The organism is Streptomyces sp. NPDC008163 (genome assembly GCF_042956885.1).
Lineage (GTDB): Bacteria > Actinomycetota > Actinomycetes > Streptomycetales > Streptomycetaceae > Streptomyces > Streptomyces drozdowiczii_A.
Genome location: NZ_JBIBHG010000002.1, coordinates 56,705 through 76,277, shown reverse-complemented (window position 1 = coordinate 76,277; position 19,573 = coordinate 56,705). Strand labels below are relative to the sequence as shown.

Below are 19,573 nucleotides of genomic sequence, written 5' to 3'. Positions count from 1 at the left end.
CATGGTGCCCCGGACACGCTGGTTAGACTCGCTGGCATGTCTGGCCAGTCGCTGCTCGTACCAGGGGAGATCACTCCCGTCCGTTCCGTGCCCGGAAACATCCGGCGCCCCGAGTATGTGGGCAAGCCGGCGCCGACGCCGTACACAGGGCCGGAGGTGCAGGACGGCGACACCATCGAGCGCATGCGGATCGCGGGGCGGATCGCCGCGCAGGCGATGGCCGAGGCCGCCAAGCACATCTCTCCGGGCGTGACGACGGACGAACTCGACCGCGTCGCGCACGAGTTCATGTGCGACCACGGGGCCTACCCGTCGACGCTGGGCTACCGCGGCTTCCCCAAGTCGCTGTGCACCTCGCTCAACGAGGTGATCTGCCACGGCATCCCGGACTCCACCGTGCTCCGCGACGGCGACATCGTGAACCTCGACGTGACCGCGTACATCAACGGGGTGCACGGCGACAACAACGCGACGTACCTCTGCGGCGACGTGGACGAGGAGTCGCGGCTGCTGGTCGAGCGCACCGAGGAGTCGCTGCGGCGGGCGATCAAGGCCGTGAAGCCGGGGCGCCAGATCAACGTCATCGGGCGGGTCATCGAGTCGTACGCGAAGCGCTTCGGATACGGCGTGGTCCGGGACTTCACCGGGCACGGGATCAACACCTCGTTCCACTCCGGGCTCATCGTGCCGCACTACGACAGCCCGCACGCGACGACCGTGATGCGGCCCGGCATGACGTTCACCATCGAGCCGATGCTGACCCTCGGCAGCCACGACTACGACATGTGGGACGACGGCTGGACCGTGGTGACTAAGGACCGCAAGCGCACCGCGCAGTTCGAGCACACGCTCGTGGTGACGGAGGCCGGCGCGGAGATCCTGACCCTGCCGTAGGGCCCCCACCTGCCCGCTTGCGAAACGGCCGTCCCTTCCGGGCGGCCGTTCTCGTTTCCGCGCGTTTGCCGACAAGGCGTCGGCAAGCAGTTGACTTAGGTTAGCCTAAGCAGGAGGATCGGAGGAGTTCCCGTCCCCCTCGGCCCCGGAGGCACGCCTTGGACGCAACCGCCACCGCAACGCCCTTCTCGACGCTGATCCGCATCGCGTCCCACGAACAGCACACCGAGGCGGAGACCTCGACGTTCATGGGCGACCTGCTCGGCGGGCGCCTCGGTGTCGACGCGTACACCCGGTACACCGAGCAGCTGTGGTTCGTGTACCGCGCACTGGAGGAGGGCGCGGCGGCGCTCGCCCCGGACCCCGTGGCGGGGCCGTTCATACAGCCCGAGCTGATGCGCACCGCCGAGCTGGAGCGCGACCTGGCCCATCTGCGGGGCGCCGGGTGGCGCGAGGGCCTGGAGCCGCTGCCGGCCACCGCCGCGTACGCCGAGCGGGTCGCCGAGTGCGCCAGGACCTGGCCCGCCGGGTACATCGCGCACCACTACACGCGCTATCTGGGCGACCTGTCCGGCGGCCAGATCATCCGGGACAAGGCGGAGAAGACCTGGGGCTTCGCGCGCAAGGGCGACGGGGTGCGGTTCTACGTCTTCGAGGAGATCCCCAACCCGGCCGCCTTCAAGCGGGGTTACCGCGAGCTGCTGGACGCGGTGGACGCGGACGACCTGGAGAAACGGCGGATCGTGGACGAGTGCAAGCGTGCCTTCGCGCTGAACACCGCCGTGTTCCGGGAGCTGGGCGAGGAGTTCCGCTCCGCCTGACCCCGCGTCACCCGTGATGCGCCAGGACGACCCTGCCGCCGATCTCCACCGTGCCGTCCGGCGCGGGCGCCGTGAGGATCTGGGAGCCGCGGCCCTGTGTGATGTTGAGCGCGCGCCCGAGGTGCGCGCTCAACAACAGGGCCGCGGCTCCCGTCGCTTCGTCCTCCATGATCCCGTCGTCCCGGCGCGGGAACGCCCTGGCCCGTACGCGCCCCGCCGCCTCCTCCTCCCACGCCCAGGCATAGAGCCAGCCCTCGCCCGGCGGGGGTGCCGGGAGCGCGTCGACCTCGGCGGCGGACGCGTACTGCTCCAGGGTGCGCGGCGGCGCCCACTCCGGGCGGGCGGTGATCCAGCAGAACTCCCCGTCGTGGCGGGCGAACACCTCGCCCACCTCCAGCTCCAGGACCTCCAGGTCGAGCAGCCAGGCGGCGCCGACGACGGGGTGCCCGGCGAACGGCAGCCGCAGCCCCGGGGTGTAGATGTCGAGCCGGCCTCGCTCGGGGTCGTCCACGAACACGGTCTCGCTGAACCCGAGCCGGCGGGCGAGTTCCTGCCGGGCGGCCGGGTCGGGGTGGCGGCGCCCGTCGCGTACGACCCCGAGGGCGTTGCCGTGCCGTCCGTCCGGGCCGCAGAACACGCGGAGGATGTCGATTCCGGCGGGTACGTCGTAGTCGCTCACGCCCGCATTCAAGCACCCGCCCGGTCGCCCTCCCCCAGGAGAGGGCCGGCACCCGGGCGGTGTCGTCCGGCGTGCGGCGGGTCAGGCGGTGGTACGGCGGCGGCGCGCCACGACAGCCGCCTCCGCGGACCGGGGTGCCGCTGGTGACCCCCGACCGCGCCTCTTGACCTGTGCGTTACCTGTGCGTGGTACGCCCATGGGTCGACCGTGATCCATTCGTTTCCGGGCCCGTGCGGTGAGAGCTGAATCACTGCGCACGGGGGTGGCCAACAGGTAAGCCTCGGCTAAGTTAGGTTCGCCTCACCCGGCTTTGTCCGGCCTTTTTCCTTCTTTCTCCTTCATCCTCAAGTGGAGCCCCGATGCGAGCCGTTCGTCTCTCCGTCGTCACCGCAGCCGCCACCGCGGCCGCTCTGACCGCCGTCACGGGCTGCGCCGAGAAGAGCGACGGCAAGGGTGACGGGGCCGTCCAGGTCGTCGCCAAGGACGACTCCTGCGAGGTCTCGAAGAAGAAGCTGCCGGCCGGGCACATCGAGCTGGCCGTGCAGAACAAGGGCTCCAAGGTCACCGAGGTCTACGTCCTCTTCCCGGACGACCGCATCGTCGCCGAGCGCGAGAACATCGGCCCCGGCACCAAGGCCACCATCACCGCCGAGATCAAGGCCGGTTCGTACGAGATCGCCTGCAAGCCCGGCATGAAGGGCCACGGCATCCGGCAGAAGATCGAGGTCAGCGGCGGCAAGGCGGCCAGGCGCAGCCCCGAGATGGACAAGGCCGTCGCCGCGTACCGCACCTATGTGCAGGCGCAGGCCGACGAGACCCTGCCGAAGGTCAAGGTCTTCACGGACGCCGTCGCCGCCGGTGACATCGAGGCCGCGAAGAAGGCGTACGCGAACTCCCGGATCGGCTGGGAGCGCACCGAGCCGGTCGCCGAGTCCTTCGGCGACATCGACCCGAAGGTCGACGTGCGGGCGGACGGCCTGGAGGACGGCCAGAAGTGGACCGGCTGGCACCGCCTGGAGAAGGCGCTGTGGCAGGACAAGAAGCTCGGCGCCGAGGAGAAGGCCCTCGCTCCGGTCCTCTACAAGGACCTGACCGACTGGCAGAAGCGCGTCGGCACCGCCGACATCACCCCGACGTCGATGGCCAACGGCGCCAAGGAGCTCCTGGACGAGGTCGCGACCGGCAAGGTCACCGGTGAGGAGGAGCGCTACAGCCACACCGACCTGGTCGACTTCAAGGCCAACGTCGAGGGCGCCGAGCAGTCCTACCAGCTGCTGAAGCCGATCGCCTCGAAGAACGACGCCGCGCTGACCGCCACCCTGGACAAGCGGTTCGCCGAGCTGAACAAGCTGCTCGAGAAGTACCGCGCGAACCCGTCCTCGTACGACTTCACCTCCTACGAGAAGGTCGGCAAGGCGGACCGCAAGGAGCTGTCGGACGCGGTCAACGCGCTGGCCGAGCCGCTGTCCAAGCTGGCCGCCGCGGTCACGAAGTAACCGGCCCGGAAGAGGCTTTGGGAATGAGCGAGGAAACCCGCGAGACACCCGCCGACGGCAGGCCCCCGTCGCGCCGCGCACTGCTGGGCTGGGGCGGTGCCGGGCTCGCGCTCGGCGCCGCCGCGGCCGGGGTGGGCGTGGCCGCGGCCCGCTCCGGTGACGACGGCCCGGCCACGGCCGCGGACAGCGGCGCCGCGGTGCCGTTCCACGGGGCGCACCAGGCCGGGATCGCCACCGCCGTCCAGGACCGGCTGCACTTCGCCGCGTTCGACGTGACGACGAAGGACCGGACCGAACTGGTCGCGCTGCTCAAGGAGTGGACCCGGGCGGCCGAGCGGATGACCGCCGGACACGCGGTCGGCGACGGGGCGTACGGGGGCCTGCCCGAGGCGCCGCCGGACGACACGGGCGAGGCGCTGGGGCTGAAGCCGTCCCGCCTGACGCTGACCGTCGGCTTCGGGCCCTCGCTGTTCGCGAAGGACCGTTTCGGTCTCGAAGGGCGGCGGCCCGAGGCCCTGGTGGACCTGCCGAAGTTCCCCGGCGACAACCTCGACAGGGCCCGCAGCGGCGGCGATCTGTGTGTCCAGGCGTGCGCGGACGACCCGCAGGTGGCGGTGCACGCCATCCGCAATCTCGCCAGGATCGGCATGGGCCGCGTCGCGATCCGCTGGTCGCAGCTGGGCTTCGGCAAGACGTCCTCGACCACGCCGGACGCCCAGACACCGCGCAACATGCTCGGCTTCAAGGACGGCACCCGGAACATCTCCGGCACCGACACCGCCGCCCTCTCCACGCACGTGTGGGTCGGGGACGGGGACGGGCCGGAGTGGATGACCGGGGGTTCGTATCTGGTGGCGCGGCGCATCCGGATGCACATCGAGACCTGGGACCGCACCTCGCTCCAGGAGCAGGAGGACGTCTTCGGCCGCGACAAGGGCGAGGGCGCGCCGGTCGGCAAGTCGAAGGAGCGCGACGAGCCGTTCCTGAAGGCGATGCTGCCGACCGCGCATGTGCGCCTCGCCCACCCGGACAGCAACGCCGGGGCGACGATCCTGCGCCGGGGCTACTCCTTCACGGACGGCACCGACGGCCTCGGCCGGCTCGACGCGGGGCTGTTCTTCCTGGCCTACCAGCGCGACACCCGTAAGGCGTTCGTTCCTCTGCAACGGCGCCTGGCGGCACACGACGCACTCAACGAGTACATCCAGCACGTGGGTTCGGCGCACTTCGCCGTCCCGCCGGGCGTCCGCGACAAGGACGACTGGTGGGGCCGGGCGCTGTTCTCGTAACGGGACTCGAAGCGGAAAGGGAACCGAGACGTGTTCAGCAACTTCCTGATCGGGCTGCGCGAAGGCCTTGAGGCCAGCCTGGTCGTCTGCATCCTCATCGCGTATCTGGTGAAGACCGGCAACCGCGACAAGCTGGTGCCGATCTGGATCGGTGTGTCGATCGCGATCGTCGTCAGCCTGGGCTTCGGCGCCGGTCTCGAGTTCGGCTCGCAGGAGATGACGTTCAAGGCGCAGGAGGCGCTGGGCGGTTCGCTCTCCATCGTCTCGGTGGGCCTGGTGACGTGGATGGTCTTCTGGATGCGGCGGACCGCCCGCCATCTCAAGGCGGAGCTGCACGGCAAGCTGGACGCGGCGCTCGCCATGGGCACCGGCGCGCTCGTCGCGACCGCGCTCCTGGCGGTCGGCCGGGAGGGCCTGGAGACCTCGCTGTTTGTGTGGCGGGCGGTGCACGCGGCGGACGACGGCTGGCATCCGATGATCGGCGCGCTGCTCGGCATCGTCACGGCGGTCGTGCTGGGCTGGCTGTTCTACCGGGGCGCGTTGAAGATCAACCTGGCGAAGTTCTTCACCTGGACCGGCGGGATGCTGGTGGTCGTCGCCGCGGGTGTGCTGGCGTACGGCGTGCACGACCTCCAGGAGGCGGAGTTCCTGGGCGGCCTGCAGAACCGGGCGTTCGACATCAGCTCCACGATCCCGCCGGACAGCTGGTACGGGACACTGCTGAAGGGCACGTTCAACTTCCAGCCGGACCCCACCGTCCTCCAACTCACCGTCTGGGCGCTGTATCTCGTCCCGACCCTCGCGCTGTTCCTGTCCCCGGTAGGGTTCGGACGGTCAGTGGCGACGGATCAGAAGGCGCGGAAAGCAGCGGATGAGAAGTCTGGGGCCGGTGCGGCGGGCGACGGGTCTCGCGGTGGCGACGGTGCTGAGCCTGACGGCGAGCGGGTGCGTGACGGTGCACGGCGAGCGGGAAGTCGTCCCGGCGGCGACGCGGACTGAGGCCGCCCGGACGCTGAAGGAGTTCACCGCGGCGTACAACGCCGCCGACAAGGCGTACGATCCGGCGCTGGACGCGGACGTGGTGACGGGCCCGCTCGGCGCCGTCAACCAGGCGGGGCTGAAGGCCCGGCACCGGATAGCGCCCACCGGCAACTCCCGGCACCAGCCGCTGAAGCTGACCGACGCCCGGTTCGTCATCCCCGCGAAGGCGGGCTGGCCGCGCTGGTTCCTCGCCGACACGGACGCCAACCGCGATACGGACGGGAGCGGGCGGAACAGCCGCTGGCTGCTGGCGTTCACGAAGACCGGCCCCGACGCGGGCTGGAAGGCCGCCTATCTGTCGGTCGTCGCCGAGAACCGGCTGCCGGCGCTCGCGCGGGACGCCGCACCGGTCGCGGCGGACGGACCGGGCCTGGCCGTGGCCCCGCGCGACCTGGGCACGCGCTACACGCAGTACCTCCAGAAGGGCGCCCCGGACGTGTTCGCGCCGGGGGCGGCCACCTCGGCGTGGCGGGAGGCCCGGCTCACCACCCGGCGGGCCGGCTTCTCGTACCAGTACGCCGACCAGCCGCTGGACGCCGGTGCGTACGCCCCGCTGGGGCTGGTCACCGAGGACGGCGGGGCGCTGGTCTTCTTCAGCAGCCGGCACTTCGAGCGGCAGACCGCCGCGCGGGGGCTGCGCCCGGCGGTCGATCCGGATGTGGAGGCGCTGCTCACCGGTGAGGTGAAGAGCACGCTGACCAAGGAGCGGGTCTCCAGCCAGCTGGTGTACGTACCGAAGAAGGGCGTCGGCACGGGCCGGGTGACCGTGCTCAGCCGACTGCCCGGGCTGACCTCGGCGCAGGGCTCGTAAGGGCCGTACGTGACACCCCCGGGCCCCGGCTACCGGCGCAGCGGCCAGGCCACCGATTCGTGGTCGACCTCGCTCTGGCCCGCGGAGCCGACGAACCGCGCGCAGGCGTCCGTCAGGGTCTCCAGGAGGGTCAGCGGGTCGGGCAGCGGGTGCTCGGGGCCGCGCAGCCAGGCGACGTCCAGCTCACCGGGGAGCTGGGCCGGGGGCAGCAGGACGTAGCTGCCGCGGCAGTGCCAGCGCAGACCGGGGTGCTCGTCCATCGTCTCGGGATGGCAGTCCAGCTCGCACGGCCACCACTCGTCCTCGTCCTCCGGGGTGCCGCGCGTCGCGGTGAAGAACAGCATCCGGTCGTCGCCGGAGCGGGCCACGGGGCCCACCTCGACCCCGGCGGACAGAAGCCGTTCCAGGGCCTGCTCACCGGCCGCCAGCGGGACGTCGAGGACGTCGTGGATCATGCCGGTCGCGGTGATGAAGTTGGCCTGCGGCTGGCTGCGGGCCCAGCGCTCGATCTGGGCGCGGTCGGTGGTGGACTGCGTCTGCCAGGCGAAGGAGAGCGGGTGGCGGGCCGGGGTCGGACAGCCGATGCGTTCGCACGAACATCGGTAGCCGACCGGGTGTGCGGCGGGTGCGATCGGCATTCCGGCCTCGGCGACAGCGAGGAGCATGGCCTCCCGTGCGGTGTCGTCGACCTCGCGCTGCTGCGGTTTGGGTCGTCGCCGCAGCCACTGGGAAATCTTGCTCTCTGAGCCGCGATTACGGCCGAAATCGGCGCCCATCTATCCCCTTGCCTTTGCGTTGCCCCTGCCCATGGTCCCACCATCCTGCGCCTCAGGTGGCCAGAGTCCGGAAGCGGGGTGGGAGGGCCGATGCCGCACGGGGGGCGATAACGCACGCTTTGTCATGAAAAGGCACACGCGGTGACCGGCATCGACGCGCTCCGGGGGCCGCGTCCGCGCGAACCACCCGTTCGGACCACAGCGCCGGAGGCCCGGACGGCGCACCATGAGTGCACGCACACACCCGTGCGACGCACCGGCCGCGGCGGCCACCAGCCGCCGCGACGATCCGTGGGGAGCCTCCATGACTCGTGCAGCCACGCCCCGGCACTATCTGATGTGTGCCCCTGCCCACTTCCAGGTGACGTATTCCATCAATCCGTGGATGGACCCCACCAAGCCGGTCGACCTGCCGCTGGCGCAGACCCAGTGGGAGGACCTGCGCGACCGTTACCGCGCCCTCGGCCACACCGTCGACCTGCTGGAGCCGCGGCCGGACCTGCCGGACATGGTCTTCGCGGCGAACGGGGCCACGGTGATCGACGGCCGGGTGCTGGGCGCCCGCTTCGCGTACCAGGAACGGTTCGAGGAGGCGGCCGCCCACCGGGAGTGGTTCCTCGGCCACGGCTTCACCGAGGTCCACGAGCCGGACCACGTCAACGAGGGCGAGGGCGACTTCGCGGTGACCGCCTCCTTCGTGCTGGCGGGCCGGGGTTTCCGGTCGTCGCCGCTCTCGCACGCGGAGGCGCAGGAGTTCTTCGGGCGCCCCGTGATCGGCCTCGACCTGGTGGACCCGCGCTACTACCACCTGGACACGGCCCTGTGCGTGCTGGACGAGGCGGCCGACGAGGTCATGTACTACCCGCCCGCCTTCTCGCCGGGCAGCCGGGCGGTCCTGGCGCGGCTCTTCCCGGACGCGCTGATCGCCGGGGACGCGGACGCGGCGGCGCTCGGTCTGAACGCGGTGAGCGACGGGCTCCACGTACTGCTGCCGCAGGCCGCGACGGGGCTGTTCGACCCGCTCCGGGCGCGCGGCTTCGAGCCGGTGCCGATGGACCTGAGCGAGCTGCTCAAGGGCGGCGGCAGCGTGAAGTGCTGCACGCAGGAGCTGCGGCTCTAGGGGGTGTCCTCCGGGGGCGGCCAGGCGTCGCCCCAGTCGGTGTCCCGGGCGGCGCGGTACAGGGCGCCGTGCCGCTTGGTGACCGTGTCCCGGCGCAGGCCCTCTTCGCGGGTGCAGAGGTCCAGGAGCACCTGTCCCTTGCGGATCTGGGGCCTGCGGACGACCCGGGCGGCCACGGGCAGGGGCGTGAACCGGGTGGCGACGACGTAGCTGAACTTCTCGTCCTCGTACGCCAGTGAGCCGCCCTTGACCTGCCGGTGCAGCGAGGAGCGGCTGACCCGGGCCGAGAAGTGGCACCAGTCGGTGCCCGGCTCGATGGGGCAGGCCCCGCTGTGCGGGCAGGGCGCGGCGACGGTGAACCCGGCGGCGGTCAGCCGGTCGCGGGCCTCGATGACGCGGGCGTAGCCGCCGGGGGTGCCGGCCTCGACGACCACGACGGCCTGTCCGGCCCGGGCGGCGGCGTCGATGAGCGCGGTGCGGGCGGGGGCGGTGAGCTCGTTGAGCACGTAGGAGATCGTGACCAGATCCGCCGGGGCGAGGTCGAGGTCCTCGCCGATGCGGGCCCGCCGCCAGTCGGCGGTGCGCAGGGCGGGGACTCCGGAGGCGGCGGCCAGTTCGCGGCCGAGGGCGAGCGCGGGTTCGGCCCAGTCCAGGACCGTCGTGCGGTGGCCCTCCCACTCCCCCGCGACGGCCCAGCTCGCCGCGCCGGTGCCGCCGCCGATGTCGGTGTGCGTGGCGGGCGCCCAGTCGGGGGCGGCGTCACGGAGCGCGTCGAGAGCGGACCGTACCGCCTCGAAGGTGGCGGGCATCCGGTACGCCGCGTACGCGACCACGTCCGAGCGGTCGCGGAGCACCGGGGCGTCGGTGGGGATCGTGCCCCGGTAGTGGGCGATGAGCCGGTCGACGGCCTGGCCGGCCTGCTTGGGCGGCAGCCCGTCCAGGAGTCCGGCGAGGGCCGCGCGCAGGGCGTCCGCGGTGGGGAGGGTGGCGATCACCGGTGAATTGTAGGCGGGGCGGGGCGCCCGTCAGATCGCCGAGGGACGGTGCCAGGGGGTGTCTGCCCGGTCAGGGCCGGTCACGCCGCGGACCCGGTCATGGCCGGGGAGACACCCCCTGGGGGCGGCACAGGCCGAGGAAGCAGACGAGCGCGCCGACCGCGCAGACCAGCTGGACGACGGCCATCGGGACCGCGGTCTCCTCGCCGGCGATCCCGACGAGCGGGGAGGCGACGGCGCCGATCAGGAACTGCGAGGTGCCGAGCAGCGCGGAGGCCGATCCGGCGGCGTGCTTGGTGCGCATCAGCGCCTGGGCGTTGGTGTTGGGCATCGCGAGGCCCATCGCCGACATCAGCACGAAGAGCCCGGCGGCCACCGGCACGAGTCCGACGTCGCCGAAGGCCCCTGAGGTCATCAGGAGCAGCGCGGTCGCCGCGGCCACGATGACGACGAGCCCGAAGGTGAGGGCCTTGTCCAGGCTGACCCGGCCGACGAGCAGCTTGCCGTTGATCTGGCCGACCGCGATCAGCCCGATGGAGTTGATGCCGAAGAGCAGGCTGAAGGTCTGCGGTGAGGCGCCGTAGATCTCCTGGACGACGAACGGCGAGGCGCTGACGTACGCGAAGAGGGCGGCGAAGGCGAGGCTGCCCGCGATCATGTAGCCGGTGAAGACGCGGTCTGCGAGCAGGCCGCGCATGGTGCGCAGCGCGTCCCCGATGCCGCCGGTGTGGCGCTCGGCGGGCGGCAGGGTCTCGCCGAGCCACTTCCAGACGACGAAGGTCAGCAGCAGGCCGACGCCGGTCAGCACGCCGAAGATGCCGCGCCAGTCGGTGAGGCGCAGGACCTGGCCGCCGATGACCGGGGCGATGACGGGGGCGACGCCGGAGATCAGCATCAGCGTGGAGAAGAACCGGGCCATCGCGACGCCGTCGTACATGTCGCGGACCACGGCCCGGGAGATGACGATGCCGGCCGCGCCCGCGAGCCCCTGGATCAGACGGAACGCGATGAGGAGCCCGGCGGAGGGGGCGAAGATGCAGAGCGCGGTGGCCAGTACGTAGACGGCCATGCCGAGGAGCAGCGGGCGGCGCCTGCCCCAGCGGTCGCTCATCGGTCCGACGACGACCTGGCCGAGTGCCATGCCGGTGAGGCAGGCGGTCAGGGTGAGCTGGACGGTGGCGGCGGGTGCGTGCAGCGCGTCCGTGACGGCGGGGAGCGCCGGGAGGTACATGTCCATCGACAGCGGCGGGAGCGCCGTGAGGCCGCCGAGGACGAGGGTGACGAGGAGGCCGGTGCGCCGGGCGGCGGTGGTGGTGGCTCTGCCGGTTGGAGGAGTCCCTTGCGGGGCGGTGTCGGTGGTGCGTATGTGCTGGGCCCCGCTGAGGCCGCTCTCCGGCATTCTCGTCTCCATAGTTGTTGAATCCGGCTCTATGCTCTCAGCTCGGCGGGGATGGTCGACACCTTTTTTGGGAGCGTGCATGAGCAGGACTGTCCGTTGGGGCGTGCTGGCGACCGGGGGGATCGCGGCGACGTTCACCGCCGATCTGCGGGCCATGCCCGGTGCGGAGGTGGTGGCCGTGGCGTCCCGCTCGGACGCCTCGGCGCGGGCGTTCGCGGAGCGGTTCGGGATACCGAGGGCGTACGGCGACTGGGCCGGTCTGGTCGCGGACGACGAGGTCGACGTGGTGTACGTGGCCACGCCGCACTCCGCGCACCGGGAGGCCGCCGCGCTCGCACTGGGGGCCGGGAAGCACGTGCTGTGCGAGAAGGCGTTCACGCTGAACGAGCGCGAGGCGCGGGAGCTGGTGAAGCTGGCCCGGGACCGCGGGGTCTTCCTGATGGAAGCGATGTGGACCTACTGCAACCCCGTGATCCGGCGCCTCACCGAGCTGGTGCGGGACGGGGCGATCGGGGAGATCCGGACCGTGCAGGCCGACTTCGGCTTCGCGGCGGACCTGGGCCCGGACCACCGGCTGCGCGATCCCCGGCTGGGCGGCGGGGCGCTGCTGGACCTGGGCGTCTATCCGGTGTCCTTCGCACAGCTGCTGCTGGGCGAGCCCGATCGGGTGCAGGCGGACGCCCTGCTGTCGCCGGAGGGCGTGGACCTGAACACGGGGATGCTGCTGGGCTGGGACTCGGGGGCCAACGCGCTGCTGTCCTGCTCGATCGTCGGGCACCACCCGACGGCCGCGACGGTGATCGGGACGGCCGGGCGGATCGACATCCCGCACAGCTTCTTCCACCCGGAGGGCTTCGTGCTGCACCGGGCGGGCGCCGAGCCCGAGGAGATCACCTCGGGCACGGGTCCGAGGGGGCTCTCGGGGATGCAGTACGAGGCGGCCGAGGTGATGCGGGCGGTCCTGGCCGGTGAGACGGAGTCCCCGCTGGTGCCGCTGGAGGGTTCGCTCGCGGTGATGCGGACGCTCGACGCGGTCCGTGACCGCATCGGCGTCCGCTATCCCGTGGACTAGGCCGGCTTGAGGCCGGGGTCGCCCGCCTCGGTGACGTAGGAGCCGGCGGTGGTGACGGGGGCGCCCGGGGTGGTGACGGCCGGGACCGTACGGAAGTCGGCGCGCGCCGCCCGTTCCTGGAGGGTGACGACGGCGTAGCCGCGGCGGCCGTTGTAGAACTTCAGGTGCGGGTTGGCCGCCATCAGGTTGTTGTAGTTGGACGGCTTCTCGGAGCCGTCCTTCCCGCTGGTGATGGACGTGGTGACGATCTCGGTGCCGATCGTGCGCGACGCCGGGTCGTCGAAGTCCCGCTTGATGTCGAAGCCGTAGCTGACGTGCACATCGCCGGTGAGGACCATGAGGTTGTCCACGCCGACGCGCTCGGCACCCTCCAGGATGCGGTCGCGGGAGGCCGGGTAGCCGTCCCAGGAGTCCATGGACAGCTTGAACGCGTCGGTGGGCACGTCGCGCCGCTGGGCGAAGGTGACCTGCTGCGGCACGACGTTCCAGGTGGCGTGCGAGTGGCGCCAGCCGTCGATGAGCCAGCGCTCCTGGGTGGCGCCGGTCAGGGTGCGCTTCGGGTCCTCGGACTCCGGTCCGGGCGTCTGCCAGCCGTCGCCGTACGCCTGGTCGCTGCGGTACTGCCGGGTGTCGAGCACGTCGAACTGGGCGAGCCGGCCGAAGCTCAGGCGGCGGTAGAGCCGCATGTCGGGGCCGTTCGGGCGCTGGGGCGTGCGCAGCGGCTGGTTCTCCCAGTACGCGCGGTAGGCGGCGGCCCGGCGGATCAGGAACTCCTCCGGCGGCACGCTGTTCTCGGGGATGTCGCCCGCGTAGTTGTTCTCGGTCTCGTGGTCGTCCCAGGTGACGACGAAGGGGTGCGCGGCGTGCGCGGCGCGCAGGTCCGGGTCGGACTTGTAGAGGGCGTACCGCAGCCGGTAGTCCTCCAGCGTCGCCGTCTCCCGGTTGAACAGCGCGGGCAGGGTGCGGTCGGTGTAGTTGCGGGCGCCGCCGGTCGCCGTGACGGCGTACTCGTAGAGGTAGTCGCCGAGGTGGAAGACGACGTCCACGTCCTCCTGGGCGAGGTGCTGGTACGCGGTGAAGTAGCCGTCGTGGTACGCCTGGCAGGAGACGGCGGCCAGGGCCAGTTCGCGCTTGCGGGCGCCGGGCGCCGGTGCCGTACGGGTGCGGCCGACGGGGCTGGTCCACTGTCCGGCGCGGAAGCGGTAGTAGAGGACGCGGTCCGGGGCGAGGCCCTGCACCTCGACGTGGACGCTGTGGTTGAACTCCGGGTGGGCGTACGTGGTGCCGCGCCGGGCGACGCGGTGGAACCGCTCGTCGTACGCCAGCTCCCAGCCGACCTCGACGCGGGCGTCCGGGAGGCCGCTGCCGGGTTCGAACGGGCGGGGGGCGAGCCGGGTCCAGAGCAGCACGGAGCCGGGCAGCGGGTCGCCGGACGCGACGCCGAGCGTGAACGGGTCCTCGCCGATGCTCCGGGCCTCCATCTCGCGGGCGCTCGCGGTCCCGGCGGCGGGCAGGCCGACCGAGAAGGCGAGCGCGGCGGCGGCGCCGGTGACCGTGAGGAAGCGGCGGCGGTCGGTGTGCCGGGCGGCGTCGCGCAGCTCCTGCTGTGGCGATGAGTGCGTCATCTGTCCCTCCCCTGACTGGTGGTGTGGGGGAAGTCCAGCGGCCCGGCGCATCCGGGGGCTGACGTGTTCGCGTCGCGCGGGCGTCGTCCGGATGAGGAGTGCGGCAGGATGGTGCCCCCAGGGGCAAACTCCGCGTTCGCGGCGAAACCATGATCATCGTCCGGCGCCGTACGGGCGCGGGAATCGCCGGGGCCCCGCCCCGAATCACCCCGCCGGGGCTGCGCGTACGCTGCGGCAGCATGAGCAACAGTCTGTTGAATTCCTCGGAGGACTCCCCGTCGAAGGTGGCTGTCGTCACGGGCGCCGGCTCCGGCATCGGCCGCGCGGTGGCGCTCGCGCTGGCCGGTGCGGGCTGGTCGGTGGCGCTCGCGGGCCGGCGCCCCGAACCCCTGGCAAGGACCGCCTCGCTGGCCGGCCCCGGGGCCCGGATGATCACGGTCCCGGCCGATGTGACCCGCCCGGAGGACGTGGAGGCGCTGTTCTCCTGCGTACGGGAGTGGGCCGGCCGCCTCGATCTGCTCTTCAACAACGCGGGGACGTTCGGCCCCGGCGGGCCCGTCGAGGAGCTGGCGTACGAGGACTGGCGCGGGGTGGTCGACGTCAACCTGACGGGGGCGTTCCTGTGCGCGCAGGCGGCGTACCGGCGGATGAAGGAGCAGGACCCGCGGGGCGGACGGATCATCAACAACGGTTCCATTTCCGCGCACACGCCGCGCCCGCACTCGGTGGCGTACACCGCGACCAAGCACGCGATCACCGGCCTGACGAAGTCGCTGTCGCTGGACGGGCGTCCGTACCGCATCGCCTGCGGCCAGATCGACATCGGGAACGCCGCGACGGACATGACGGAACGGATGCGGACGGGCACCCTCCAGGCCAACGGCGAGCTGGCCGTGGAGCCGGTGATGGCGGCCGACGACGTGGCCCGGACGGTGCTGCACATGGCGGAGCTGCCCCTGGAGGCGAACGTGCAGTTCGCGACGGTGATGGCGACGACGATGCCGTACGTGGGACGGGGCTGAGGGGGCGCGCGGGCGCGCCGGGGCGGGCCGGCTCGGCGGGTCGGCGCTCGTTTCCGGGCCGGGTCCGTCCGGCGGTCGTCCGGCCGGGAATGCCGTCGCCGGACGCGGGGTTGAGGCGCACATGAGTGATCTCGCCGCGACCGGCATCCTGCGCTACACCGCCTTCTCGGCCGACCCCGAGGGCGGCAACCCCGCCGGGGTCGTGCTCGACGCCTCCGGTCTCGACGGGGCGGCCATGCTGGCCGTCGCGGCGGACCTCGGCTACAGCGAGACCGCGTTCCTGACCGGGCGGACCGAGGCGTCGGAGCCCGGTGTGCGCGGTTACGCGGTCCGTTACTTCAGCCCGAAGGCCGAGGTGCCGTTCTGCGGGCACGCGACGGTCGCCGCCGCCCTCGCGCTCGCCGAGCGGGACGGGCCGGGCGAGATGGAGTTCGCGACCCCCGCCGGTACGGTGCCGGTCACCGTGGCCCGCGAGGGCGGCGAGCTGCGGGCGACGCTGACCAGCGTGGAACCGCATGTCGAGGACGTGGCCGCGGGCGACCTGACGGAGGCGCTGGCGGCGCTGGACTGGCCGGCCGCCGACCTCGATCCCGCCCTGCCGCCCCGGATCGCGTACGCCGGGGCCCGCCACCTCGTGCTCGCGGCGGCCACCCGGGAGCGGCTGGCCGCGCTGGACTACGACTTCGCGCGCCTGGAAGCGCTGATGCACCGGCTGGACCTGACGACCGTGCAGCTGGTGTGGCGGGCGTCCGACGCGGTGTTCCACGTCCGCGACCCCTTCCCGGTCGGCGGGGTGGTGGAGGACCCGGCGACGGGTGCGGCGGCGGCCGCCTTCGGGGCGTATCTGCGGGAGCTGGCCCTCGTACCGGAGGCCGTCGTGCTGACCCTGCACCAGGGCGAGGACATGGGCCGTCCCGGCACGCTCACGGTGACGCTGGGGGCGGGCGACGCGCGGGTGCGGGTGAGCGGGACGGGCACCCGGCTGCCGGACCCGGCCTGATCCCCCCTTCAGGCCGGGCCGCCGAGCGTGCAGGTGAAGACCGGTTCCCCGTCCTGCACCGCCCGCACCAGCACCCCCTCCGGCGTGGTCGTCGCCTCGATCCGGCAGGGCCGGTCCAGCTCCACGTACCGGAGGAAGTCGGAGCGCAGGGTGACCGGGAGGAAGCCGGGCACGGTGGCGTGGGCCGCCTGCCGGGCCGCCTCCAGGAGGAGGATGCCGGGGACGTGGTCGTTGGGGCGGCCGAAAAGCGTCGGGTGCCCGGTGTCCAGCCGCAGCGGCCAGCGGCCGGGGGCGACGGGCGGTCCGAGGACGACGTCCCGCTCGGCGGTCCGGCCGACGGTGCCCGGCGCGAGCGCCGGGGGCGGGGGCACCGGGGCGGCGGTGGACCGGTGGCCGCGCAGGCGTTGGTAGGCGGCGGCCGAGGTGCAGCTGATCCGCGAGCCGCAGACGGCGAGCACCGCCCCGTCCCGGCGGAGCACGAAGTCGACGCGCATCGAACCGAGACCGCTGCCCCGGCGGCGGACGTCGGAGCAACGCACCTCGACCAGGACGTCCCAGGGCTCGTCGGCCGGCACGAGGTGTCCGGCGGCGGTGGTGTAGCGCAGCTCCCACATCACGAACGCGTCGCCGAGCGGCACCCCGAGCTCGGCGTGGCAGACCAGCATGGTGGCCTGCCGCATCGTTTCCGCGATCAGCAGCGGGTCCTGGTGGCCGGCGACCGGGGCGAAGAAGCGGTGGTCGCGCGGCCAGTGCGCGGGCACGCAGAACCGGGTGTCGCCCAGCCGGGCCACTCCGGTCGGGAAGAGGTCCCGGGCGTCCGGGCGGTGGGCCATCCGCCCGAGCTCCTCCCCGGCCACGCGTGAGGAGAACTGGACCATGGGGCGCCCCCGGAAGGCTGCGGTTCGATGGGCCGGGTTGTCCCCGGCCCGGCTGGGACCGGGCCAGTTTGCCCCGGCCCGACCGACAGTTTCCAGCCACCCTCTCATCCGCCTCTCGAGCCTCCCTGGAGCCGGGCCCTAAGGTGAGTCGGGTGACCGACCGTCATCAACGTGACAGGAGTGACTCATGTCCGTGCACCGTGTGGTCCCCAACATCCCGGTAGGTGGAGGCAGTGAGGCCGGTACGGACGCCTCCGCCCTACGGGCCACGACCGCGTTCTACGGCCTGCTCGGCTTCGAGGAGGTCATGAACCATGGCTGGATCATGACCCTCGCCTCGCCCACCCAGCCGGCCGCCCAGATCAGCTTCATGACCAAGGACGAGACCGGCCCGGTCAACCCGGACCTCAGTGTGGAGGTGGCCGACGTGGACGCGGTGCACGCCGCGCTCGTTCGCGAGGGGGCCGACATCGTGTACGGCCCGCACGACGAGGAGTGGGGGGTCCGCCGGTTCTTCGTCCGCGACCCGAACGGCCGCGTGGTCAACGTACTGACGCACCGCTGATCCGCCGCACCGCCTCCACCGTCTGCGCCGCCCCGTCCTCCGCGGCCATCCGCTCCGCGCCCTCGGCGGCCGCCTCCCGGAAGGCCCGCTGCCGGACGACGCGGTCGAGGGCGTCGGCGAGGCGGCCGGCGGTGAGGGCGCGGAAGGGAACCGGCTCGTCGGCGGCGCCGATGGCGGCGAGGCGGCCGGCCCAGAACGGCTGGTCGGCGGTCACGGGCACGGTCACCGCGGGGACCCCGGCCCGCAGCGCGGCGGCCGAGGTACCGGCCCCGGCGTGGTGGACCACGGCGGCCAGGTGCGGGAACAGCCGGGCGTGCGGTACGTCCCCGATGGTGAGCACGTCGTCGCCCTCGGCGGCGAGCCCGGCACTGCCGGACTGGAGGATGCCGCGCAGCCTGGCGCGGCGCAGGGCCCGTACGGCGAGTTCGCTGAGCCGTTCCCCCTCGCCGGCCGCCATGCTGCCGAAGCCGATGAGGACGGGTGGGGCGCCGGCGTCCACGAAGTCCGCGAGGTGCGGGGGCAGTTGCCCGTCCGGGTCGTGGTGCGGCCACCAGGTGCCGACGACCTGGAGGCCGGGGCGCCAGTCGGCGGGCCGGGGCACCAGGGCGGAGCTGAATCCGTGCAGCACGGGCCAGTCGGCGCGCTCCCGGCGGCGGCGCACCTCGGAGGGTGTGGCCGGGGGCAGCCCGAGCCGTTCGCGGAGCGCGGACACCGCCGGGGCGTACAGGCGGTCGGTCATCCGGAGGGCGAGGCGCCCGGCCAGGCGGTTGCCGGGGCGGCCCAGTGAGCGGGTGCCCGTGACGACGGGCGGGAAGTCGCCGGTCGGTGCGGTGGGCTGGAGGTAGACGCCGATGGCCGGGGTGCCCGTGGCCTCGGTGAGGTGCCAGCCCAGCGGGGCGGTCGTGGCCGAGAGCAGCAGCAGGTCCGCGCCGTCGGTCATCGCGTCGGCGAACCCCTGGCCCAGGTCCGTGATGAAGGCGGAGGCGGCCCGCATGAGCTCCCGCTTACCCCCGCTCCCGCCGCCGCTCTTCGCCGGGTTGCCGGGGAGGGTGCGGAAGTCCAGCCCGGCGGCACGGACGAGGGGTTCGAAGGCGGCCGTCGTGGCGAGGGCGACCTCGTGGCCGGCCGCGCGGAGTGCGGCGCCCAGGCCCGCGCAGGGGGCGACGTCACCGCGCGATCCGGCGGCGGCGATCAGTATTCTCATCGGTTCTCCTCAGGCTCGTGGGCCCCGCCGGGCCCGTCGGTCCGCCCGGCTCACCGGTCGTCGCCGCGGTCCGTGCGGCGGGTGGCGTTGGCGTGAATGGCCTTGCACAGGTACGCGGCCAGGCCGGGGCGCTGCCGGGTCGGCGGGACGACCAGGGCGAAGGCGCGCGGATCGGCGGCGAAGTCGTCCGCGATGCGCCGGTGCATACCGGGCGGGCAGGCGGTGAACCAGCGGGAGATGTGCAACCGGTGCTCCTCGGCGAGGTCCATGGCCCGTTCGCCGTCGCTCGGCTCGCCGTCGTCGAAGGCCGCCAGCAGCTCGGCGCGCCAGGCCGTGGCCTCGCCCATGAGCTGCCGCCAGTCCTCCTTGCTGTGCGCGGCGGCCCGGGCCATCGACTCCCGCTGCCCCGGCGAGTCCGCCCACTTGAGCGCCGCCTCGGTGGCGTAGCTCAGGTCGGCGGTGATCTCGCCGAACACCTCGAAGCGCTCCTGAGGGGTCAGCGGGACCCCGGTCCGCTGTACCTCGATCGCCTGCCGGGCCACCTCGGAGAGCCGCCGCAGCCGGACGATCTCCGCCTCCAGCTGATCCTGCCGGGCCCGCAGCTGGTCCAGCGCGTTGGCCTGCGGATCCTTGAAGATCTCGGCGATCCCGTCCAGCGGGAAGCCCAGTTCGCGGTAGAAGAGGATCTGCTGGAGCCGGACCAGGTCCGCCTCGTCGTACAACCGGTAGCCGGCCCGGCTGCGCCCGCTGGGCGAGAGCAGCCCCGACCTGTCGTAGTGGTGCAGCGTGCGCACCGTCACTCCGGCGAACGCCGCCACCTGCCCCACGGAATAACTCATCCGCCCGCCCTTTCCTCGCGACCGAGCATCGAGCCTGACGCAAGGGG

19 protein-coding genes are annotated in these 19,573 nt (G+C 72.8%); 11 read left to right on the top strand and 8 right to left on the bottom strand.

What is annotated here, in order from left to right:
* Positions 1–36 precede the first annotated feature (36 nt).
* Positions 37–894, top strand: a complete 858-nt coding sequence (gene map, locus ACFZAT_RS05480) for a type I methionyl aminopeptidase (RefSeq protein WP_391260495.1) — start codon at positions 37–39, stop codon at positions 892–894.
* Positions 895–1,052: 158 nt separating this feature from the next.
* On the top strand, positions 1,053–1,715 hold the full coding sequence (locus ACFZAT_RS05475; RefSeq protein WP_391260493.1) for a biliverdin-producing heme oxygenase: 663 nt from the start codon (positions 1,053–1,055) through the stop codon (positions 1,713–1,715).
* Positions 1,716–1,722: 7 nt separating this feature from the next.
* On the opposite strand, the gene ACFZAT_RS05470 is transcribed toward ACFZAT_RS05475, so the two are convergent.
* On the bottom strand, positions 1,723–2,394 hold the full coding sequence (locus ACFZAT_RS05470; protein WP_391260490.1) for a PhzF family phenazine biosynthesis protein: 672 nt from the start codon (positions 2,392–2,394) through the stop codon (positions 1,723–1,725).
* Between the two features lie 359 nt (positions 2,395–2,753).
* On the opposite strand from ACFZAT_RS05470, the gene efeO reads away from it, so the two are divergent.
* The 4 genes from efeO to ACFZAT_RS05450 are packed head-to-tail and all read left to right on the top strand — an operon-like array spanning position 2,754 to position 7,031.
* Positions 2,754–3,890 carry an iron uptake system protein EfeO gene (gene efeO, locus ACFZAT_RS05465; RefSeq protein ID WP_391260487.1) on the top strand — a complete coding sequence of 379 codons (1,137 nt, stop codon included), beginning with the start codon at positions 2,754–2,756 and terminating at the stop codon, positions 3,888–3,890.
* A gap of 23 nt (positions 3,891–3,913) precedes the next feature.
* The gene (gene efeB / locus ACFZAT_RS05460; protein ID WP_391260484.1) at positions 3,914–5,179 is read left to right on the top strand and encodes an iron uptake transporter deferrochelatase/peroxidase subunit; all 1,266 of its coding nucleotides are present in this window, start codon (positions 3,914–3,916) and stop codon (positions 5,177–5,179) included.
* Between the two features lie 30 nt (positions 5,180–5,209).
* Positions 5,210–6,178, top strand: a complete 969-nt coding sequence (gene efeU, locus ACFZAT_RS05455; RefSeq protein ID WP_391260481.1) for an iron uptake transporter permease EfeU — start codon at positions 5,210–5,212, stop codon at positions 6,176–6,178.
* Entirely contained in the window at positions 6,129–7,031 is a 903-nt protein-coding gene (locus tag ACFZAT_RS05450; protein WP_391261647.1) for a hypothetical protein, read from the top strand. Before efeU ends, ACFZAT_RS05450 begins: the two co-directional genes overlap by 50 nt.
* Positions 7,032–7,060: 29 nt before the next feature.
* Here the strand turns inward: ACFZAT_RS05450 and ACFZAT_RS05445 are convergent, their stop codons facing one another.
* A complete protein-coding gene (locus tag ACFZAT_RS05445) occupies positions 7,061–7,807 on the bottom strand; it encodes a bifunctional DNA primase/polymerase (protein WP_391260478.1) in 747 nt (248 codons plus the stop codon).
* Positions 7,808–8,111: 304 nt separating this feature from the next.
* On the opposite strand from ACFZAT_RS05445, the gene ddaH reads away from it, so the two are divergent.
* Positions 8,112–8,927, top strand: coding sequence for a dimethylargininase (gene ddaH, locus ACFZAT_RS05440; RefSeq protein WP_391260475.1), 816 nt, complete (start codon positions 8,112–8,114; stop codon positions 8,925–8,927).
* On the opposite strand, the gene ACFZAT_RS05435 is transcribed toward ddaH, so the two are convergent.
* Entirely contained in the window at positions 8,924–9,922 is a 999-nt protein-coding gene (locus ACFZAT_RS05435) for a small ribosomal subunit Rsm22 family protein (RefSeq protein ID WP_391260472.1), read from the bottom strand. The two genes, ddaH and ACFZAT_RS05435, sit on opposite strands and share 4 nt — an antisense overlap.
* A gap of 97 nt (positions 9,923–10,019) precedes the next feature.
* Positions 10,020–11,321, bottom strand: a complete 1,302-nt coding sequence (locus ACFZAT_RS05430; protein WP_391260469.1) for a Bcr/CflA family efflux MFS transporter — start codon at positions 11,319–11,321, stop codon at positions 10,020–10,022.
* A 79-nt stretch (positions 11,322–11,400) separates the two neighbouring features.
* On the opposite strand from ACFZAT_RS05430, the gene ACFZAT_RS05425 reads away from it, so the two are divergent.
* Positions 11,401–12,393: a Gfo/Idh/MocA family oxidoreductase gene (locus ACFZAT_RS05425; protein WP_391260466.1), complete on the top strand. Its 993-nt coding sequence runs from the start codon at positions 11,401–11,403 to the stop codon at positions 12,391–12,393.
* Here the strand turns inward: ACFZAT_RS05425 and ACFZAT_RS05420 are convergent.
* Positions 12,390–14,018, bottom strand: coding sequence for an alkaline phosphatase D family protein (locus tag ACFZAT_RS05420; protein WP_391260464.1), 1,629 nt, complete (start codon positions 14,016–14,018; stop codon positions 12,390–12,392). The two genes, ACFZAT_RS05425 and ACFZAT_RS05420, sit on opposite strands and share 4 nt — an antisense overlap.
* Before the next feature lie 239 nt (positions 14,019–14,257).
* Here ACFZAT_RS05420 and ACFZAT_RS05415 point away from each other — a divergent pair, with 239 nt between their 5' ends.
* Complete coding sequence (locus ACFZAT_RS05415; protein ID WP_391260461.1) at positions 14,258–15,040, top strand: SDR family NAD(P)-dependent oxidoreductase; 783 nt, start codon at positions 14,258–14,260, stop codon at positions 15,038–15,040.
* A 121-nt stretch (positions 15,041–15,161) separates the two neighbouring features.
* Positions 15,162–16,040: a PhzF family phenazine biosynthesis isomerase gene (locus ACFZAT_RS05410; RefSeq protein ID WP_391260458.1), complete on the top strand. Its 879-nt coding sequence runs from the start codon at positions 15,162–15,164 to the stop codon at positions 16,038–16,040.
* Positions 16,041–16,048: 8 nt separating this feature from the next.
* Here the strand turns inward: ACFZAT_RS05410 and ACFZAT_RS05405 are convergent, their stop codons facing one another.
* A complete protein-coding gene (locus tag ACFZAT_RS05405; RefSeq protein WP_391260455.1) occupies positions 16,049–16,918 on the bottom strand; it encodes a ScbA/BarX family gamma-butyrolactone biosynthesis protein in 870 nt (289 codons plus the stop codon).
* Between the two features lie 187 nt (positions 16,919–17,105).
* On the opposite strand from ACFZAT_RS05405, the gene ACFZAT_RS05400 reads away from it, so the two are divergent.
* The gene (locus ACFZAT_RS05400; protein ID WP_391260453.1) at positions 17,106–17,483 is read left to right on the top strand and encodes a VOC family protein; all 378 of its coding nucleotides are present in this window, start codon (positions 17,106–17,108) and stop codon (positions 17,481–17,483) included.
* Here the strand turns inward: ACFZAT_RS05400 and ACFZAT_RS05395 are convergent.
* The gene (locus tag ACFZAT_RS05395) at positions 17,461–18,687 is read right to left on the bottom strand and encodes a nucleotide disphospho-sugar-binding domain-containing protein (RefSeq protein ID WP_391260450.1); all 1,227 of its coding nucleotides are present in this window, start codon (positions 18,685–18,687) and stop codon (positions 17,461–17,463) included. The two genes, ACFZAT_RS05400 and ACFZAT_RS05395, sit on opposite strands and share 23 nt — an antisense overlap.
* Positions 18,688–18,737: 50 nt before the next feature.
* Complete coding sequence (locus ACFZAT_RS05390) at positions 18,738–19,526, bottom strand: TipAS antibiotic-recognition domain-containing protein (RefSeq protein WP_391260447.1); 789 nt, start codon at positions 19,524–19,526, stop codon at positions 18,738–18,740.
* Positions 19,527–19,573: the final 47 nt, after the last annotated feature.

Excerpts from the sequence above, each read along its gene's own strand:
- map (WP_391260495.1), top strand. The coding sequence starts at position 37 with ATGTCTGGCCAGTCGCTGCTCGTACCAGGGGAGATCACTCCCGTCCGT.
- efeO (WP_391260487.1), top strand. The coding sequence starts at position 2,754 with ATGCGAGCCGTTCGTCTCTCCGTCGTCACCGCAGCCGCCACCGCGGCC.
- efeB (WP_391260484.1), top strand. The coding sequence starts at position 3,914 with ATGAGCGAGGAAACCCGCGAGACACCCGCCGACGGCAGGCCCCCGTCG.
- ACFZAT_RS05445 (WP_391260478.1), bottom strand. The coding sequence starts at position 7,807 with ATGGGCGCCGATTTCGGCCGTAATCGCGGCTCAGAGAGCAAGATTTCC.
- ddaH (WP_391260475.1), top strand. The coding sequence starts at position 8,112 with ATGACTCGTGCAGCCACGCCCCGGCACTATCTGATGTGTGCCCCTGCC.
- ACFZAT_RS05430 (WP_391260469.1), bottom strand. The coding sequence starts at position 11,321 with ATGCCGGAGAGCGGCCTCAGCGGGGCCCAGCACATACGCACCACCGAC.
- ACFZAT_RS05425 (WP_391260466.1), top strand. The coding sequence starts at position 11,401 with ATGAGCAGGACTGTCCGTTGGGGCGTGCTGGCGACCGGGGGGATCGCG.
- ACFZAT_RS05420 (WP_391260464.1), bottom strand. The coding sequence starts at position 14,018 with ATGACGCACTCATCGCCACAGCAGGAGCTGCGCGACGCCGCCCGGCAC.
- ACFZAT_RS05415 (WP_391260461.1), top strand. The coding sequence starts at position 14,258 with ATGAGCAACAGTCTGTTGAATTCCTCGGAGGACTCCCCGTCGAAGGTG.
- ACFZAT_RS05410 (WP_391260458.1), top strand. The coding sequence starts at position 15,162 with ATGAGTGATCTCGCCGCGACCGGCATCCTGCGCTACACCGCCTTCTCG.
- ACFZAT_RS05405 (WP_391260455.1), bottom strand. The coding sequence starts at position 16,918 with ATGGTCCAGTTCTCCTCACGCGTGGCCGGGGAGGAGCTCGGGCGGATG.
- ACFZAT_RS05400 (WP_391260453.1), top strand. The coding sequence starts at position 17,106 with ATGTCCGTGCACCGTGTGGTCCCCAACATCCCGGTAGGTGGAGGCAGT.
- ACFZAT_RS05395 (WP_391260450.1), bottom strand. The coding sequence starts at position 18,687 with ATGAGAATACTGATCGCCGCCGCCGGATCGCGCGGTGACGTCGCCCCC.
- ACFZAT_RS05390 (WP_391260447.1), bottom strand. The coding sequence starts at position 19,526 with ATGAGTTATTCCGTGGGGCAGGTGGCGGCGTTCGCCGGAGTGACGGTG.